The organism is Catenovulum maritimum (genome assembly GCF_001050375.1).
Taxonomy (GTDB): Bacteria; Pseudomonadota; Gammaproteobacteria; order Enterobacterales; family Alteromonadaceae; genus Catenovulum; species Catenovulum maritimum.
In genome coordinates, this window is record NZ_KQ130502.1 from 40,884 (window position 1) to 58,880 (window position 17,997).

Here is a 17,997-nt window from a genome sequence, read left to right on the forward strand (position 1 = left end):
ACAATGAGATTAATTAACCTTCAAAACTTGTTTTGCCGCGAAACAAATAATACAGCGAATATTAAGTCGGCTCGTTTACCTGTTCTATTACTGACTGGAATCGGATTACTATCGCAGAACCTGTATGCAGCAAGCTGTGAATTTTCCATACCAGATAATTGGAACACTGGATTTAAAACGGAAATTATCATTCAAAATGACGATACAGCCAAAAACGACTGGACACTCAACCTTACTTGGCCAGAAGGCGTTTCAATTAATAATGGTTGGAATGCAACATATAGTTGCACGGATACTGGATGTACGATTACCAAGCAAAATACCAATTCCATCCTAAACCCAAATGAAAGATTAGGGCTTGGTTTTGTCGCCAGTAGAAATGGTTACAATGGTGAAATTGAACTGACACTAAGCGGTGATATTTGCGATGGCGTTACAGGCACATCACCAGGTTCAGATAACGCTAATGATGGCAATAATAGCGAGGACAACCAAATCGACACAGGCTTGTGGTCGTTAAATGGAGACACTTCATTACTCACTTACGTATCTGTGAAAAAGTTACACACAGCAGAAGTCAATGAATTTCAAGGGAATGACGTAAACGGCCATGCATTATCGGGTAGTATTGATCTGGATGGTAATGTGGTGTTAGCGGTTAACTTAAATAACATAGAAACCGGCGTTGATATTCGTAACAGTCGAGTCGTGGATTTATTATTCGCCACCGAGCTTTTGCCTACTGCCTATTTCACCACGCAAATAGACACGTCTCAAATCTCTGCCATGCCAACAGGCGATATTGCGACTCAAACAGTGACCGGTGATTTAACTATTCACGGTGTCAGTCAGCCGATTTCATTAGACTTATTAGTGACTAAACTCGGGGTTGGCACAGTTAAAGTATCAACATTACGCCCACTGGTAGTTAACAGTAATAGTTTCGATATGGCTTATGGTATTGAAGCTTTGCGTGTGGTTGCAGGATTATCTGGAATTGGTGAAACAGTTCCCGTTTATTTCGACTTACAATTTACATCTGTGAATACGAATGATTTTGTTCAAACTAAGAAAGCAGAAGCGCCTATCGCACCAGACAGTCTAGTGGTGCAGTATGAACCATCGGACAATCAAGCGCACTTAAATTGGCGCGACAACAGTAATAATGAAACATCTTATCTTGTTAGGCGCCAAGCCCTAGGTGGTGATTGGCACACAGTGGCTGAGCTTGCAGCCAGTGCAACTTTAATGTCCGAAGGTTTACCTGATACCGGCGAATTTAACTATAAAGTCATTGCGCTTAACCAAAGTGTACCTTCTTTACCAACAGAAGCAGTCACAGTAACAGTGACTGAAACCAATGCTATCGCCAGAGGAATGGAACAATTCAACGCCAACTGTGCCGGATGTCATGGTTCAGAGGGCGGCGGTTTAGGCAGTTTCCCTGCGTTAAATACCGAACGAAATGTCGACGCCATGATTGAAACTATCGCCCGGACAATGCCATATAGCAATCCAGCATCTTGTGATCAGCAATGTGCAGAAGACATTGCTGCATATATCCAAACTTTATGGCCTACCACATTAACTTGTGATGTCGGTGTTACGCCTGTTGCCTATGGGGCAAGACAACTCAAGATCCTGACTCAACGTGAGTACCAAAATACAGTTGAAGATTTGTTGAATGTGGATTATCACGTTGCCGATGGCCTGTCGCCAGACAGCCAAGTGGGCTTTTTCACAAACAATACTCACACAAGTGTATTGTCCACCACATATAACAATTATTTGTTGGTGGCAGAAGAACTTGCACAATGGTCGGCTAATCAGAGTTTCTCCAACCTCTTATCATGTGCAGCTATCGATGAAAGTTGTGCTTCAGCGCTCATCACTGATGTCGCACCAAAGATATTTAGACGTCCATTAACGCCAGATGAACAAAGTACCTATGAATCAATAGCATTAGGTACATTCAATGGTGGCGATATTGCCGCAGGCATGCAGTTGGCGTTAGAGGGTTTATTATCTTCGCCACAGTTTATTTATCGTCATGAGTTAGGTGAAGCTAATCTTGATAATCCAGAGCTGGACAACGATGCCTTTGAGTTAACGTCTTACGAAATGGCGACATTTTTAGCTTATACCTTTACAGGCACCACGCCCGACGATGAATTGCTAGCAGCTGCCGCCAATGATGAACTTCGAGATGAAGACAAGATAATGCAACACGCAGCTAGATTAGCTTCGAGCGCTGAAGGTGTTTTAGCTGACTTTATTGGCAGCTGGCTAGGTACAGCGGATTTAGAAGTTGCAGCAAAAGACGAAACTTTATATCCAAATTATCAAGAATTAGTACCGCATATGAAAGCAGAACTAAATAAAACTTTCGCTTGGATCATGATGCAACAGGATGAACGTTTTGAGTCTCTCTATACGGCTAATTACACTTTCTTAAATGAAACACTTGCAAATCACTATGGTATCGCTGGTGTGACAGGGCAAGAAATGCAAAAAATTGATACATCAAACCGTGGTGGTATTTTAGCTAACGGCGCGTTTATGGCGCGCTGGGCCGAAGCCGCCGAATCACACCCAGTCATTCGTTCAGTGCGTGTTCGTCGTCGAATGTTGTGTCAAGATCAACCCGATCCACCAGCTGGTACGTTTGCTGCTCGCGACGAAAAACTTGCCGAGTTGTCTGAGTTCTTGCAACAGCCAACAACCACCAACCGTGCTAAATATCACGCGTTAACAGTAGAAAGTCCTTGTAGCAGTTGTCATGCTGAGTACATAAATCCACTTGGGTTTGGTATGGAAGACTTTGATGCAGTAGGTAATATTCGTAGCAGCGACATCAAGGGTAACCAGATTGACGCTTCGGGCGCTTTGTACGCACCAGAAAGCTACGCTGATCTTGATTCTGTCTTTAGCTTTTACGGTACTCAGGGATTAGCTAACCTGATGGCAGGATTAGATTCATCTCAAACTTGTTTAACACAACAAATGTTCCGTTATGCAATCGGAGTAGGACATAATGAAATTGATCCTAATAATCCAGAGGATGCAAGCTTATCGGAAACAGAACATGCGGGTTATTTATGTGAAATCGACACGCTAAAAGACAAGATGGCAAACGAAAGTCCAAGAGCCATGCTAGAGAACTTTGGTTATCTAAAATCAGTTAGATATCGCAAAGCTTGGTCAAGAGATGAATAACCGTTTGAGCTGCAAAGGAAATTATCATGAATAAAGATCAATTAAATAAATTAGCAATGTCACGTCGCAGCTTGTTAAGAATGGTTGCAGCCTCTGGCATATCAAGTACGTTAATTCGCACTTCCCCGCTTGTTTCAGGTATGTTGTTCTCGCGACATGCAGACGCCCAAGAGGCTGGGTTACCGAATAAAACCATTAGCATTTTTACGCCAGGTGGCGCGATTGCCGACCTATGGAATCCAACAGGAACCGGCGATGATATGGTAATGGGGGCAATGTCACATGGCTACAATTCGGTAAAAAACGAATGTAACTTCTTGGTGAACATGTCACACGGCAATGCGGGTCACGGTCGTATGCCTATCATTTGCGCAAAAGAATGGAATAGTGACAGTTACGACGTCATTATGGGTAATGCATTAGGACCGGATATGCCATTTCGTTACATCAACTTAGGTGTGCATAGTAACGGTGCTAACTACATGACTAAAGATAATAAAAACCGGATACCATTTCAGGATAACCCTTTTACTGTGTTCGATTTAGTTTTTGGTTCTAGCCAAGGCAGCAGCGCAAAAACGCCAATCATGAATGCTCATGTATCTGCGGCAAATGCCATTCGTAGTAAATTAGCAGGTTATGAAGTGCAAAGAATGGATGACCATTTAGATGCTATCGCTGACACTCAACGTCGTTTGGATGAATTATCCGGTGGCACAAGTTGTAGCATAGCACCTAGCAATACCGAATTCGCACTAACCCATGATAATTTCTCCCTGCAAGCTCGAATGCAAGCAGATATTGCGGTTGCAGCATTACAATGCGGATTAACCCGTTCGGTTTCTTTGGCGTATGGCAATAGTCAATGCGACTTCAGAATTCCAGAACTAAGCTATCAAGGCGTATATCATCAGTCGATACATGGTGGTAGCGGTGGTAAAGCAAATTACCCGTATTACACTGAAATGCGTAGCCATATGGCGAGTTATAACGCGTATTTAATCCAAAAGCTTAAAACAGCTGGTATTTTGGACAGCACAGTAGTGCTGGAAACCACAGACATGGGCCACGCTGATACCCATTCAGCAAGCCCAGTGGCTTATACCATTGCCGGAGGTGGGACAAGAATTAACCGTGGCGTAGTAACAAACGCTGGTACTGGTTATGATCATCACGATGTGCTGTATACAGCAGCTCAAGCATGTGGTGTCGATATTGGCTTTGGTAAAGAAATTCCGGGTGTAATCGCTTAAACCTATACTAATCCAAAATTCAAAAAGGGCTGAAAAGCCCTTTTATTGGTAAATGTATATTCCACTCTAAATCCGCAGCCTTTCCGAACGAAATCTGCACCGCTTCCGTTTCAAATCTGCAAGCTTTCCGCTCAGAATTGGCGACTAAAAACGGCTGCCTAGACAACCGTGAAGAAATATTGTTGGGATTCGCTTTCGCTTATCACATGGATGGCTTATTAGCTTGGTTAATTTATTATTGAGTATCATGAATCCAATACCTATGATCCCTCATTAAAATATGCCCATCTTCTAAGTTTTTTGTTCCGACCCTTAAATTAAAACTCTTACCAGAAAGTTCTTGCTGATATTGCCAAGTTTTATCACCCGCTATAGGGGCGGGGATATTACTAAATATTTTTTTCCCAAGATCCTGTAAATTAATTGGGTAAAAACCATTTTTCTTTTTATATTCTTCTAAATGTTTGACTATATCATCACCTCTTTTCATGGATTCTTGGACAGATTGGGAAGACCAGTTTTCATAAGGCACAAAGAACGCATAAATAATTAATGAAAATATGAAAATAATTAGACTTAAATAAAGTTTTTTCACAATTTACATCTCTTAATAGCCAGACGATTTTACATCGTCATCATTAATGTATTTAGGTAAATTTTGATTCACTCTCGAATCACTTGAACTAATGATAATATTTCCAGCTTTAAGTGCATTTTGTATACTACCTTTTATATCACTAACACCTTTAACTGATGAGCCGATTGACTGGCCAACTTTATTATTAAATTGATCTATTTGGCTGTCTTGGCTTTTTTCTTCACCTAACTCATGTAAGTTACCTATAGTTTTAGCTTGATCAAGCCCTTCCTCTATAGTTAGAGATGCTTGCCAAGCAACATGTCTTACACCATTTTTAAATTCCATCCTTTGAGTGGTTGTCATATTTTCAACTCCAGGCTGCTCAGAAAGAAGTTCACTTGCAAGCCCCCTAGCAAAGTCATTATGTTTACCAAATGCGGCTTGATAAGCATCAATTGGACCCACGGTTAAAACCCCTCCTATAACTTCTCTCATTTCATTGACAGTTCCAGCAGCCCTTCCATCAGGGTCAACATATTTATATGGATTATTATTGGCGTATGCATACCGATTAAAGCCTTGAATATTCCCTTTAGCTAAAAACTCAACAGAGCCCACAGGATCATTCGAATAAAACCGCCCAATGACTGGATCATAATATCGTGCCTGCATATAAAGTAATTGCAAACAAGATCCACCATCGACATTTCACGATGAGAATGTTACATCTTATTAGGTCTGGCTTTGCTGGCGGCTTTTAAAAGAGCATCCCAATCATCTGGTGGGTTACCGGACTTTAACATTTTAGCAAAAACTTTGTAAGCGTCACTCTTGCTGTCGTAGGCTCGCTTATTATTTTCATCATTCACCCAAGCATAAATGATCACTTTAGACTCAAGATGGAAACGAAAAAATAGCCGGTATTGTTGAAAAAACTTGACTCTAAACCAGTGTTTATTGTCGTCTCCCAGAGTTTTACCTTGTCTATATTCAGGCAGAGTTGGGTCTTGAGGAATAATCTCGTAAGCAAGCTTATTAATTGCGGCGAGTCTTTTAGTGTTATTTTTTTTAAGGTAACCACTTGGGTCTTTTGCCTTGAGCGCTTTGACTTTTTGCTCAAGTGTTTCAACTTGCTCTATAAACAATGGGTGGGCATACAAGGTCCACCCATGTACAATCATTCCATCAGACAAGTTTATTCGTCCTCATCTGCCAATGGCGCATCTAAATCTAGTTCGATACCAGCAGTTAACATTTCAATGCGCTCTCGCATGCTCGCGCTCAGTGGCTGTATCTTTTCAGGATGGTTTTGCATATCGCTCGCGACGAAAGCTAAAAATGATTCAACAATCGGATCTTCCTGAGTTTCAACCGAACGAGACAGCAATACACTTCCATCAGGTTGAATCGTGAATTTAATTTTATCTTTCTTTTCTAAGTGTAATGCCTGGCGCACCACACTTGGAACCGTTGTTTGAAATCTGTCTGTTAATGTTGATTCTGTTTCTACAGCAGCTTGTAACATAACAACCTCCTCGCTTTACTTTATGAATAAATGGTAATGCAATTGCATTACCACGTCAACTTGCACTATAAAAATATCCGCCTCTGGCTTAGCGCTGATTGGCCATACCTATTTCCACTAGTGATAAGAGCTCACCCATTACAGCTTGTGGATATACGTCTATGTCATTTGTCGCTAGTACAATAAAAATATTTTCATCAACAAAATAATGCATATCTGCAAAAGAGTATCCATTTGAGCCATTATGTTGAGCATGCAATGTTCCTCTATCTGTAGACTTTATATCCCAGCCATAACCATAATGTGATTTAGAGTTTTTATCTAACGATTCATTGTGTGGTAAAAATAATTGTTTTTTAGATTTTTCAGAAAGTATCAAATTTGAATTCAAAGCTATATACCAACGGAATAAGTCTTCTATTGTAGATGACATACCACCAGCGCCCTCCATATTAAAACGCGGACCTTCCTTAAGCTTTAAATGCTGAAAAGGGCTTCCCACGGGGAGGCTTTTCGCTTCAATCGAAAATAGCCGTTGAAAAGCAGTTTGATCTGCACCGTAATTTATAGCAACTCTATTTGCAGCCCTTTTAGGTAGACGATAGCCAGTTTCAGTTAAACCTGCAGGTTCAAAAAGATTTTCATAATAAAAATTTTCATAGTTATCTGCTGTGATTTTTTCGATAATTATCGCGAGTAAATTATAACCAATATTAGAGTAACTATATTCTTCTCCAGGAAGACTGAGTAATTTTGATTTGAAAGCAGTTTCAATTAACTCCTTTCTTGTTACAACATCATACAAATTTGAACTTCCTCCTCCTCGAGTAGCAATAAAACCGGCAGTATGAGTTAATAGGTGATGCACTGTAATGTTTTTCTTATCATCAGGAACATTATCAAAGAACTTAGATAGTGAGTCGTTGACAGACAGCTTATTAAATTCCTGTAGTTTTAAAATTGCCGCTGCTGTAAATTGTTTTGTAAGTGAGCCAATATCAAAAATTGTATCTTCTCTAAAAGGTATATTTTCTTCTCTATTGGCTAACCCGAAAGCCTCTTTAAACAAAACCTTTTTCTCTGCAGCAACCAACACAACACCTGAAAAATTTGACTCGTTAACAGTATCTCGCCAGTCTTTAAACGGCGATTTATCTTTAGCGGATGCAGTCTGAATTAATATTAATAAAATCAAGCCTATGTATTTATACATTTTCATCTTTGAATTCTTCTCCATAAAAGATGAGTATGGCTTACGACCGCATAACAGGCTAATGTTTTTATTAGTGAACAAGAAACGTGCGTTTTTTTGGAGGTACTTACTACATGACTGGCATCGTTAAAAAATAAATTACAACTCATGTCTATTTATTTCTTTCCGTAATTTGAGAAACCAACAATCCAGCCCAAACTGAACTATGTAAGTAACCACGAATGGCTATAAACATAGCTAACTTATGGCTATCAGATACTCCTTATATAATTGTGTCGCTCGTTGTGTCAGGCGTAGTTATTTGCATGGCTATGATAAAACCACTTAAAAGAATTTTAACTTATAAAGTTTTGGTTAGTTAAACATATTCAAAAGCTCGCAGCTATTTTCACCATAAATATGCCTTAGAAACCAATACTCGAATTATCCGAGCTACCTCAGGCCTATTATGTAAATTAACAAATAATTTGACATCAGAACCTTACATAAAACACCTGGTCAATCAGAGCCAAAATTAAAAATCGTCTGTAAATCAAATTACATCCCCTCACACTCCATGAGTTAAATACTCAAACCAATCTAACTTAGGACCTTGTGGAATTATATTTGATGGGTTCAATGCTTTAATAGAATAATAACCCGCTTTTATATGGTCTACTCTGGTGTTTTTTGCGAAAGCGTCTATTTGTAACAAACGTTTTAAGTAATGTGAAAGGGCAGGATAATCAGCAATCAATTTAAGGTTGGTTTTAAACAAACCGTAATAGGCAATGTCAAAACGTGTTAGCGTCACGAATAATCTAATATCACTTTCTGTCAGTTTGCCGCCAACAGCGTAACCATTAACTTCAAAATGCGCTTCTAATTCATCTAAACGCTTAAATATCGCAATAACAGCTTCGTTATAGGCAGATTGGCTTGATGCAAAACCAGCACGGTAAACGCCATTGTTTAGGCTGTCGTAAATACTTTGATTAAAAGCATCAATCTCTAACTGCAGCTCTGTAGGATACAAATTAATAGCTGAATCATGTATGGGTCGTAAGTCATCATTTAAAATACGTAATATATGTGACGACTCGTTATTGATTATCTTATTTTTATTAATATTCCAAAGCACGGGTACAGTTGCACGGCCAGTATATTCAGGTTCCGTCATGGTATAAAGTTGGTGAGCATATTCTACTCCCTCAACCCCACTAGGTGTTGCTCCTAGTGATGAACCAAATTGCCAGCCATAATCAGATAATTGAGGGTCAACGACTTTAACATCAACAGTCTCTTCTAAACCAAGTAATGAGCGAGCAATTAAGGTACGATTAGCCCATGGACATATGTAAGCAACATATAATCTCAAACCCTGCTCTACTGCTAAATTGACATCTGTAATACGCTTGGTAAATGCGCTCGATTGGCGGATAAAACGGCCTTGGCTGTCTTTATCTTGAACTGGATGCCACTTACTTTTCCACTCACCTTTCACTAACATAATGTCATCCTCTAGCATTAATAGCCTCTTAATTTGCAATCAAGAGGCTTTATTTAAATCATTAAGCTAATTTTGTAGTGTTAGCGTAACTATGCTGCGATTTATTTTTACCCAGTAAATCTGCTAACTTATTATCTAGTGAGAAGAGACCGCCTCCTTGGACTGTAAGCGCTAGTGTTGCAGCTAATAAGCTAAGCGCAAATTCGTAACCGTTATTGCTCATAAACAAACCGTGACTAATATGTACACTGAATATAGCAACTAACATGGTAAATGCGCTCAGCGCCGCAGCTGGTCGTGTCAACAATCCTAATATTAATGCCAAGCCACCAAAAAACTCTGCGCTCCCCGCCAATAAAGCCATTAAGTAGCCGGGCTCTAAACCAATGCTAGTCATCCATTGCCCTGTACCTTCGAGCCCATAGCCACCAAACCAAGCGAATAGTTTTTGACCACCGTGTGCAGCTAAAATAATGCCAACCGGAATTCTTAACATAAGTGAACCTAAACCCGCGTTAGATTGTAATAAATTATTTAAAGTTAGTTTGTTCATTGTCGTTTCCTTTTAAAATTGTCTAATCTGTTAGCCGTTCATTTCAGCTTGGTAATAAGATTACTTTTATATTTTAATTCAATAAAGACTGTATTTATTGAATGATTACCAACATAATATTGGTAATCATTATTTAGGCGGTTTATATGGATAGAATAGAAACAATGCGAGCTTTTATTACCGTTGCAGAAGAAGGCGGATTTACTCGTGCAGCCGAAAAATTAGAAAACTCGAATCAATTGATTAGCAAATATGTTTCTGATTTAGAAACTTATTTAGGCGTAAGACTATTTGACCGAACAACCCGCTCCGTTAGGCTAACCGAAGCTGGAGAACAATGTGTTGAGCACGTCCGGCACATACTGGAAAGTATTCATGATATGGAAGGTGGACTTGGCCAACTAAATAATAAGGCACAAGGCTTATTAAAAATTAATGCGCCGGTTTCTTTTTCAACTAGACAACTGTCTCCTCTTATTCGTGATTTCAAAAAACAGTATCCCGATGTAGGCATTAACCTGCAGCTCAACGACAGAAAAGTTGATGTGGTTGAAGAAGGTTTTGATCTAGCTTTACGCATTGGTCATTTAAAAAATTCCGCTTTAATTGCAAAGCGTATTAGTCCAATCAGACTAGCATTAGTCGCCTCACCTGTTTATTTAAAAACACATGGCATACCCACTCACCCTAAACAACTAATTCCGTCTCACTTTTTACACTATAGCTATTTATCAATCATGCAAGAGCAAAACGAATTGATGCAGTCACTGAAACGTTCAGCAAAAGACTTAGAGTCAGGCATATCATGCAACAATGGCGACATTTTAATGGAGGCAGCAATTGCGGGCGAAGGTTATGCACTACAACCCACATTTATCGTTGGTGAAGCAATAAAACAAGGTAAATTAAAACGGTTTCTAACAGATTTCGAACCTGAGCCTATGGCCTTGTATGCCGTTTATCCACATAGAAAATTAATGGCAACTAAGTTAAGAGCCTTTATCGACTTTATTAGTGGTTATTACGGTGAAGTACCCAGTTGGGACCAATTCTAATTCGTCAAACTACATGCAAGTTTGATAACCAATAGTGCGAGCTTAACTTAATTTAGCTCTCGGCTTTACCTTGCTTAAGCAAACTTTGTATTTGGATTAGTTCTTCTTTAGTTAAATCATACTGGTTAATCAGTAATAAAGAGATTGCCGCGCCTAAAATAGTCCCTATGCATAAAATACTTTTCATAAGAATAATAGTTTGCGTACTTTGATCGCCAGCAAGTAAAGCATCAAAACCAATTAAATTAAGTAACAACCCCGCAAGAATAACAGCAATAGAGCCTGCACATTTCACTGCCCAAGCTTTTAAAGAAACAAATAAACCTTCGCGTCTTTCCGCATGCTCCAATTCATCTTTATCTATCATATCTGCCAACATAGACGCAATTAAAACGCCAATGCTCACCCACATACTAGTACATAATACAGCATCTAATATTAGCCAGTATTCGTTGCCTGGGTTGTAAATAAACCACTTTGCCAAACCACCAAAACAAGTTAACCAGCAAACAATTTTAAAGGTAGCTACTTTGCCTATTTTACTCGATAAATAGGTCCAAAGGGCGATGGCTATTATGCCAAAAATAGCATAACTGGTTGATAACACGCCTTTCCAAGTTGTACCTAACTTGATGTCACCTTCGAACATATGATAAACCAGAACGTAGCTATCCATTGAAGCAGACAGTACGCCAAAGAAAATTTGAGCACACATAATGCCCATTAATATTCGCATATTTTTGTGCTTAAGGATTTGTTGTATCGATTTAAACAAACCGATTTCATCTGGTTTGTTGGGTGTGTTTACCCGCTTGTTTTCTTTTAAAAATATAGCTGGAATAATGGCTAATAAGGCAATACCAAAAATGCCAATGCCCCAACCTACAAACATGATACCAACAGCCACAGTACCGAATATTGCCAATTGGCTGATTGGAAATAACCAGTGATAAATTAAAGAGCCAAATTTAAAGAAATAAGATACAAAGCCCATCACATTAGTTCTTTCATCGTAATCAGTCGTTGCTTCATACGCTAAGCACTTCATTGGCACTGTCCACCAAATACTAAAAAAGTAAAACGCACTGACAAATAATGAAAAGTAAATGAGCTGAGCTTGAGGTGTCCATACTGCTGGTACCATCCAGATAGCACCAAAAGCTAAACAGCTAAGCCAAGGAAAAAACAAGATAAAAGGTCGCCTGCGGCCAAATTGGCTTTTGCACCTGTCGGATACTTGACCAACAAATGGCGACATAAAGGTAAAAATGAGCAACGGGAGTTTAATAGCTAAACCAAGTAAAAACGGATCTATACCTAGCGTCATTTGATAGTATGGGACTGCCAGTACACTTATCCCTTGGAAGGTAAAAAATATAGCAAAAAAGCCTAAACCTAAAATGAATTTATGCTTAAAGTTTGCCGAAATGATTCGAGAATGCACCATAAGTACTCTTGCTAGAGAAAAAAGATAATATAATTCTCCATAATTAACTTAGTTCAATAATTAGTAATCCCTATTACTTAGCTAAAGTTTATACCAAGTTAAGATGGGTGCATACCCTAAAGCAAACTAAAGTTGACATTTACTTATATTTTATAACATTTAGGGGGCGTAGCTAGAAAATTTTCACAAACACGCCTTCTACATATACAAAAATGCTGGAAGGCGAGTTAGTAAATATCAAACTCAAAAATTAAGTTTAGGACGATTCAATCATTTTTTTAACGGACTGTCTTTCTACTAACGTAGACATAAATTGATGGGATTGATTAATCGATGAAGCTTCTGTTTTAGTTAACTGAATCGATAATTTGGCGGCATATTGACCCATATCGTAAATTGGATATCTCATAGTGGTTAAAAATGGACGGCTGGTCGAAGCTATCAAGATATCATCAAACCCCATCACAGATATTTGCTCTGGTACTTTGAAGCCTAAGTTTTGAAACTCGTTCATCGCACCCACGGCCATAGTGTCGTTGTATGCTATAACGGCCGTAAAATCGGCTCCTTCTTCAGCGAGCGCTCTGGCACTATCTATCCCACCTTGTAACGACGGCACGGCATATTTAATATTGTCATTGATAATTTCAATTCCCTTAGCCGAAAAATATTGCTTTATGCCAAACAATCGGTCGAATGGGTCGCTGATGTTTCTATCACTATTTATGATTGCAATTTTTCTGTGACCATTTTTGTAGAGGAATTCTGCAGCTGCTCGTCCTGCTGAACAATTATCCAGCCAAACACATCTGTTCGCAATTTCCGATATAAAACGATTAATTAAGACAAGGCCTTGATTCTCTTCTGCTAATTTAATGATTTCGTCATCGGATAAGTCTTTGTTGTGTAAAACTATGTTATCACAGCCAAAGTCTCGTAAAGATTCCACCGCGTCAAACACTGTATTGGTTTTGTTCGAGTTACTCATCATAACTCTATGCTTGGCATCAATAGCAGCATCAGAGATCCCAGATGCTAAATTACCATAGAAAGGGCTAGAAAAATTTGGGGTTACTATACCTAAAAAGTCAGCTTTTTGACCTGCTAATGCTCTGGCATTAATATTGGGTCGATAACCAAGATCATCAATTAGCTTTTGTACTTTTTTACGACACTTATCACCCACCTTGCCTCGGCCATTAATAACCCTCGAAACCGTGGTAGCTGAAACACCTGCAATTTTAGCTATTTCTTTAATGGTAATCATAACTACCTACTTGTATCTCATTTTATTGAGAAATATCCCAACACTAACATTTGACATAAATAATGCCACACACGAAAGAAAAAAGGAAACCGATAAACCTCCTTAATGCACATGGTTTTAACTAACAAATTTATTAATAAAAAATACAGTCAACAAAATAAAATGAACACAAGAATTTATTATTTATATATCAAATTAAGTCTTAGATATCAAAGTTAAGGAGTTATATATCCATTTGCTGGATAACCAATGTAAACTGTGTACAATTAACAAAGCAAACCGAGACTCCACTTGATATACTGTTTCAAAATTAACCTACAAATCAAATTGATTTTAAACAACCTAGAGTTTTTTATTTGTGGCACTGATTGTTAATAATTAATAATCAAGCCTTTTATTGGCTGACTCAAAGCATTCATGTGCGTAGATAAAAAAGGATCGTTTTCTCTCTATTAACTATAAATTACGAGCATAAATAAGAGTTCTTTATGATAAGTTTTAAAACAATTACAAAAGCAAGCCTACTAATCACTTCATTGACCTTAATTGCGTCCTGTAGTCAGGAACCTAAAAACGTTTCAAGTGATAAAACTGATATAGATAAACCTAATTTAGTTATCTTTTATGTCGACGATTTAGGCTGGGGTGACCTTAGTAGCTACGGCGCAACTAAGGTTCAAACGCCTAATGTAGATGCTTTAGCAAATAATGGCATTCGATTTACAGATGGGCATTCATCTGCAGCCACTTGTACACCATCTCGATACTCTTTATTAACCGGTGAGCATGCATTCAGAAAAGGTGTCAAGATTTTAAAAGGTGATGCTGCTATGGTTATCTCACCAGAGCAAAATACATTACCGAAAATGCTCAAAGAAAATGGCTACAAAACCGCTGTTGTTGGCAAGTGGCATTTAGGTTTAGGTGATGGTGTCACTCCTATAGATTGGAACGAGGCAGTTAAACCTGGACCACTCGAAATAGGTTTCGATTATAGTTTTCTTCTACCTGCTACAGGCGACAGAGTTCCAACCGTATACTTAGAAAACCATCATGTGTTAAATTTAACCAAGGATGATCCGCTTTATGTTAATTATGACCATAAAATAGGACAAAGACCTACGGGTTATGAAAACCCGGAGTTATTAAGACAAGGGGCTGATGATCAACATGGTAAAACCATTATCAATGGCATTAGCCGAATTGGTTGGATGCAAGGTGGTAAGTCGGCTGAATGGGTAGATGAAGATTTTCCACAAGTAACAACAGATAAGGCTAATGACTTTATCAGCCAAAATAAGAATGATCCATTTTTCTTATTCTTTTCGTTTCATGATATTCACGTACCTAGACTACCAAACAAACAATTTGAAGGTGCAACCGATATGGGCGTTAGGGGTGATGCGATTGTTCAAATGGATTGGATAACAGGTGCAGTTGTTGATCATCTTAAAAAGCTTAATTTATTAGATAGCACCATAATCATTTTCACCAGTGATAACGGCGCAGTATTAACCGATGGTTATGATGATAAAGCGCTAACATTAATTGACGACCATAAACCAAATGGAGCTTTTAACGGCGGTAAATACAGTGCATTTGAAGGCGGCTCAAGAGTACCATTTATTGTTCACTACCCTAAAGCGGTAAAATCAGGTGTCAGCAACACATTGTTTAGCCAAATTGATGTTTATGCTTCTATGGCGAGTCTATTAAAGCATCCGCTAGAGACTAATGAAGCAATTGATAGTATTGATCATCTAACTGCTATGTTTGATGCCAGTAAACCAGCTCGTGATACTTTAATAGAAGAAACGCCGTTTACATTATCGCTCAGAGATGGCGACTGGAAGTACATTCGTCCTGCCAAGAAAGTTCCAGGCTGGGTTAAATCTAACAAGAATATTGATAGTGGCATTTCTGTTAAGCCTCAATTATTTAACCTAAAAGATGATCCATCTGAGTTAGTAGACTTAGCTATGAAACATCCAGAGATAGTTTCAAAACTAGAAAGTAAAATACAACAAATTGAAAACCAAAATAAGAGAAGTCAATAATCTATACCTTATTGACTATTGACCAACTCTAGAATTTAGACCTTGATGTATTCCCTTTGTGTCCATGTCATGATGGCGCAAAGGGTAGTTTTGTCCCTACAACAAAATATGATGTATAGCTAATTCAAGATAATCGTCTAACCCTTCTAATTATCCCTACCCTAACGTTAATTTAACTTATACGCTTCAAGATTTTCGTTGTTCCTAACGAACAGGCGGCAAGCTTCGCGCCTGCAAAGCATAAAGTCTAGTTAAAAATCTGATATTTATTGGTATTAACAATGCCTGTCACACATGATTCGCCGACATTGAATTGCAGCAAGAAATTAAATAACAAATACAACTAATTGCTGTGGTTAGATTATTGGGAAGGAGCATAGCTATTTGGCTATGCTCCTTTTTTTAAAAGTTATAACACGGGTAAAATTGAGTCTGCTAAGTAAAAAGTAGAAATGTATAAAGACCATAACAGCTAACTAAAACAGCGCCTTCTACTCTTCCTATTCTACGAACACCTTTAATACCTATTGCCATAAAAAGTAGTACTACTGTTAGGAATAGCATGCTAAGCCAATCGCGCCAAAATATAGTTTGATTCAAGTTCACCATTGGGTTCACAACCCCAGATAAACCAACTACCGCAAGCAAATTAAACATATTTGAGCCAATCACATTCCCAATAGCGACATCATGCTCACCCTTTAAAGCCGCTGTTACAGAAGTGACCAGTTCTGGTAAAGAAGTACCAATCGCTACAATAGTTAAACCTATCACAAGCTTACTAACACCAAATTCTTCAGCCATGTTTGTACCCCCCCAGACAAGCAGCTGAGAGCTGGCTATCAACGTGATTAATCCCGTTAAAGTCCAAAATACCGCAATTTTGGGGCTGGAGGATGCTGTCGATAATTCTTGTTTAAACTCAGAATTCAAAGGGTCTTCAGTCTGTTGATTGGCCATTTTTATGGTCCACGCTAATAAACCGAAAAATCCTGCTAATAATATAAATGCATCTAAGCGATCCAATCTCATATCCCAGATTAAAATCCCCAAAAGGATGGATATTACTAACAAGACAGGTAACTCACGACGGATAATACTAGAAGCAACCGTAATTGGAGCTATGAGAGCTGTAATTCCTAGTATGAGAGAGATATTTACAATATTAGAACCCAGTGCATTGCCTATGGCCATTTCATCATCACCGTTAAATGCAGCAATACAAGATACGAATAATTCAGGTGTTGAAGTACCAAAACCAACAATGACCATACCTATTAATAATGGAGGCAAGTTGAAGCATTTTGCAACTGAGGATGCGCCAACAACAAAACGGTCTGCACTCCAAACCAATAGAACTAGCCCTAAAACAATTGACGTGCTTGCGTACAACATCTGAACCTTCAAGTTTAACTAGAGTATTATTTGATAATACCTGTAGTGATTTGGTTATTGAATAGATGCCCCTTAATTTTCAACCATTTTAGATTGAGTAAAATTAAACAGCAAAGTTGAGCCCACAATATATTTCTAGACAGACCAACGCCATCACCACTCTAAAGCGATATATATTTAAAGCTATCTAGTCCAAGGGCGAAACTCAAATCCGAGCGTAGCAGGCAACATATTCAATGACCTAAATAACTTAAATAACCTAACTTTAGAATCATTATTCGCTGAGGATTAATTTCTTGAAATTCGTATAGAAATTTTAAGCTAAATAAGAGATGAAATTGATAAATATTACTGAGGTAATTTAAAGAATATTAGTAGGACGCTAATAAGTGGCGGAGTGGACGGGACTCGAACCCGCGACCCCCGGCGTGACAGGCTGTTCCTGCAAGATGTTACTATTAGTTTTTAATCGTTACTAAATGTATCTAACTGTTTTATATTGATTTTTAAAAGGTAGTGTTTAGAAATCTGTGTCATTTCAATCTATTATTTAGATAAAACAGGAGTGACATATGACTCAAGAATTTGACTTCAATGAAGCGTTAAAACAACTTCAATCTGGGAAAGCGCTAGTTGGTAAAGATGGTGTTCTTACTCCATTAATCAAACAACTGACCGAAGCCGCTTTGAAAGCGGAACTAGAGCAGCATCTTGAAGATGATATCCAGCCCAATCGTAAAAATGGCTCTACATCCAAAACGATTAAAACCTCAACCGGTGAATTTGAATTAGAAACGCCCAGAGACAGAGCGGGTAGCTTCGAGCCTCAACTAATTAAGAAAAATCAAACTAAATTATCTGAAGAAATTGACCATAAAATTCTATCCATGTTTTCAATGGGATTAAGTTATCGAGATATCCGAAAGCATGTCGCTGATTTATATGAA

Annotated in this window: 15 protein-coding genes; 5 read left to right on the top strand and 10 right to left on the bottom strand. The window is 38.4% G+C overall.

All coding sequences use genetic code 11. The features are described from left to right. Positions 1-3: 3 nt before the first annotated feature. Together XM47_RS15885 and XM47_RS15890 are read left to right on the top strand one after the other, a co-directional pair. Complete coding sequence (locus XM47_RS15885) at positions 4-3,216, top strand: DUF1592 domain-containing protein (protein ID WP_048694707.1); 3,213 nt, start codon at positions 4-6, stop codon at positions 3,214-3,216. Positions 3,217-3,242: 26 nt separating this feature from the next. After that, on the top strand, positions 3,243-4,469 hold the full coding sequence (locus XM47_RS15890) for a DUF1552 domain-containing protein (protein WP_048694708.1): 1,227 nt from the start codon (positions 3,243-3,245) through the stop codon (positions 4,467-4,469). Between the two features lie 235 nt (positions 4,470-4,704). Here the strand turns inward: XM47_RS15890 and XM47_RS15895 are convergent, their stop codons facing one another. The 7 genes from XM47_RS15895 to XM47_RS15925 form a co-directional block, all read right to left on the bottom strand. Then, positions 4,705-5,064 (bottom strand): hypothetical protein, encoded by a 360-nt coding sequence (locus tag XM47_RS15895; RefSeq protein ID WP_048694710.1) that lies wholly within the window; start codon positions 5,062-5,064, stop codon positions 4,705-4,707. Positions 5,065-5,076: 12 nt separating this feature from the next. Then, positions 5,077-5,736 (bottom strand): RHS repeat-associated core domain-containing protein, encoded by a 660-nt coding sequence (locus XM47_RS19425; RefSeq protein ID WP_245623485.1) that lies wholly within the window; start codon positions 5,734-5,736, stop codon positions 5,077-5,079. Between the two features lie 35 nt (positions 5,737-5,771). Then, positions 5,772-6,230, bottom strand: coding sequence for a type II toxin-antitoxin system YhaV family toxin (locus tag XM47_RS15905; protein WP_048694749.1), 459 nt, complete (start codon positions 6,228-6,230; stop codon positions 5,772-5,774). Between the two features lie 14 nt (positions 6,231-6,244). Continuing rightward, entirely contained in the window at positions 6,245-6,574 is a 330-nt protein-coding gene (locus XM47_RS15910; protein ID WP_048694715.1) for a type II toxin-antitoxin system PrlF family antitoxin, read from the bottom strand. 88 nt (positions 6,575-6,662) lie between these two features. Next, positions 6,663-7,793, bottom strand: coding sequence for a serine hydrolase domain-containing protein (locus tag XM47_RS15915; RefSeq protein WP_048694718.1), 1,131 nt, complete (start codon positions 7,791-7,793; stop codon positions 6,663-6,665). A gap of 541 nt (positions 7,794-8,334) precedes the next feature. Beyond that, complete coding sequence (locus XM47_RS15920; RefSeq protein WP_245623486.1) at positions 8,335-9,294, bottom strand: glutathione S-transferase family protein; 960 nt, start codon at positions 9,292-9,294, stop codon at positions 8,335-8,337. Between the two features lie 43 nt (positions 9,295-9,337). Further along, entirely contained in the window at positions 9,338-9,829 is a 492-nt protein-coding gene (locus tag XM47_RS15925) for a DoxX family protein (protein ID WP_048694722.1), read from the bottom strand. A gap of 146 nt (positions 9,830-9,975) precedes the next feature. Between XM47_RS15925 and XM47_RS15930 the strand changes: the two genes are divergently transcribed. After that, positions 9,976-10,884: a LysR family transcriptional regulator gene (locus XM47_RS15930; RefSeq protein WP_048694724.1), complete on the top strand. Its 909-nt coding sequence runs from the start codon at positions 9,976-9,978 to the stop codon at positions 10,882-10,884. A gap of 52 nt (positions 10,885-10,936) precedes the next feature. Here XM47_RS15930 and XM47_RS15935 read toward each other — a convergent pair whose 3' ends face one another. Continuing rightward, positions 10,937-12,331, bottom strand: coding sequence for an MFS transporter (locus XM47_RS15935; protein ID WP_048694727.1), 1,395 nt, complete (start codon positions 12,329-12,331; stop codon positions 10,937-10,939). Between the two features lie 256 nt (positions 12,332-12,587). Then, complete coding sequence (locus tag XM47_RS15940) at positions 12,588-13,598, bottom strand: LacI family DNA-binding transcriptional regulator (RefSeq protein WP_048694730.1); 1,011 nt, start codon at positions 13,596-13,598, stop codon at positions 12,588-12,590. Between the two features lie 488 nt (positions 13,599-14,086). On the opposite strand from XM47_RS15940, the gene XM47_RS15945 reads away from it, so the two are divergent. Beyond that, positions 14,087-15,655: a sulfatase family protein gene (locus XM47_RS15945; protein ID WP_048694732.1), complete on the top strand. Its 1,569-nt coding sequence runs from the start codon at positions 14,087-14,089 to the stop codon at positions 15,653-15,655. Between the two features lie 435 nt (positions 15,656-16,090). On the opposite strand, the gene XM47_RS15950 is transcribed toward XM47_RS15945, so the two are convergent. Then, the gene (locus XM47_RS15950) at positions 16,091-17,050 is read right to left on the bottom strand and encodes a calcium/sodium antiporter (RefSeq protein ID WP_048694734.1); all 960 of its coding nucleotides are present in this window, start codon (positions 17,048-17,050) and stop codon (positions 16,091-16,093) included. 572 nt (positions 17,051-17,622) lie between these two features. Here XM47_RS15950 and XM47_RS15955 point away from each other — a divergent pair. Beyond that, positions 17,623-17,997, top strand: a 375-nt coding sequence (locus tag XM47_RS15955) for an IS256 family transposase (RefSeq protein ID WP_048694737.1), incomplete at its 3' end; no start/stop codon positions are given.

What these genes read in the sequence shown, in the direction of transcription:
- XM47_RS15930 (WP_048694724.1), top strand. Translation starts at nt 9,976, where the DNA reads ATGGATAGAATAGAAACAATGCGAGCTTTTATTACCGTTGCAGAAGAA.
- XM47_RS15915 (WP_048694718.1), bottom strand. Translation starts at nt 7,793, where the DNA reads ATGAAAATGTATAAATACATAGGCTTGATTTTATTAATATTAATTCAG.
- XM47_RS15920 (WP_245623486.1), bottom strand. Translation starts at nt 9,294, where the DNA reads ATGCTAGAGGATGACATTATGTTAGTGAAAGGTGAGTGGAAAAGTAAG.
- XM47_RS15905 (WP_048694749.1), bottom strand. Translation starts at nt 6,230, where the DNA reads ATGATTGTACATGGGTGGACCTTGTATGCCCACCCATTGTTTATAGAG.
- XM47_RS15885 (WP_048694707.1), top strand. Translation starts at nt 4, where the DNA reads ATGAGATTAATTAACCTTCAAAACTTGTTTTGCCGCGAAACAAATAAT.
- XM47_RS15890 (WP_048694708.1), top strand. Translation starts at nt 3,243, where the DNA reads ATGAATAAAGATCAATTAAATAAATTAGCAATGTCACGTCGCAGCTTG.
- XM47_RS15925 (WP_048694722.1), bottom strand. Translation starts at nt 9,829, where the DNA reads ATGAACAAACTAACTTTAAATAATTTATTACAATCTAACGCGGGTTTA.
- XM47_RS15935 (WP_048694727.1), bottom strand. Translation starts at nt 12,331, where the DNA reads ATGGTGCATTCTCGAATCATTTCGGCAAACTTTAAGCATAAATTCATT.
- XM47_RS15910 (WP_048694715.1), bottom strand. Translation starts at nt 6,574, where the DNA reads ATGTTACAAGCTGCTGTAGAAACAGAATCAACATTAACAGACAGATTT.
- XM47_RS15950 (WP_048694734.1), bottom strand. Translation starts at nt 17,050, where the DNA reads ATGTTGTACGCAAGCACGTCAATTGTTTTAGGGCTAGTTCTATTGGTT.
- XM47_RS15940 (WP_048694730.1), bottom strand. Translation starts at nt 13,598, where the DNA reads ATGATTACCATTAAAGAAATAGCTAAAATTGCAGGTGTTTCAGCTACC.
- XM47_RS15945 (WP_048694732.1), top strand. Translation starts at nt 14,087, where the DNA reads ATGATAAGTTTTAAAACAATTACAAAAGCAAGCCTACTAATCACTTCA.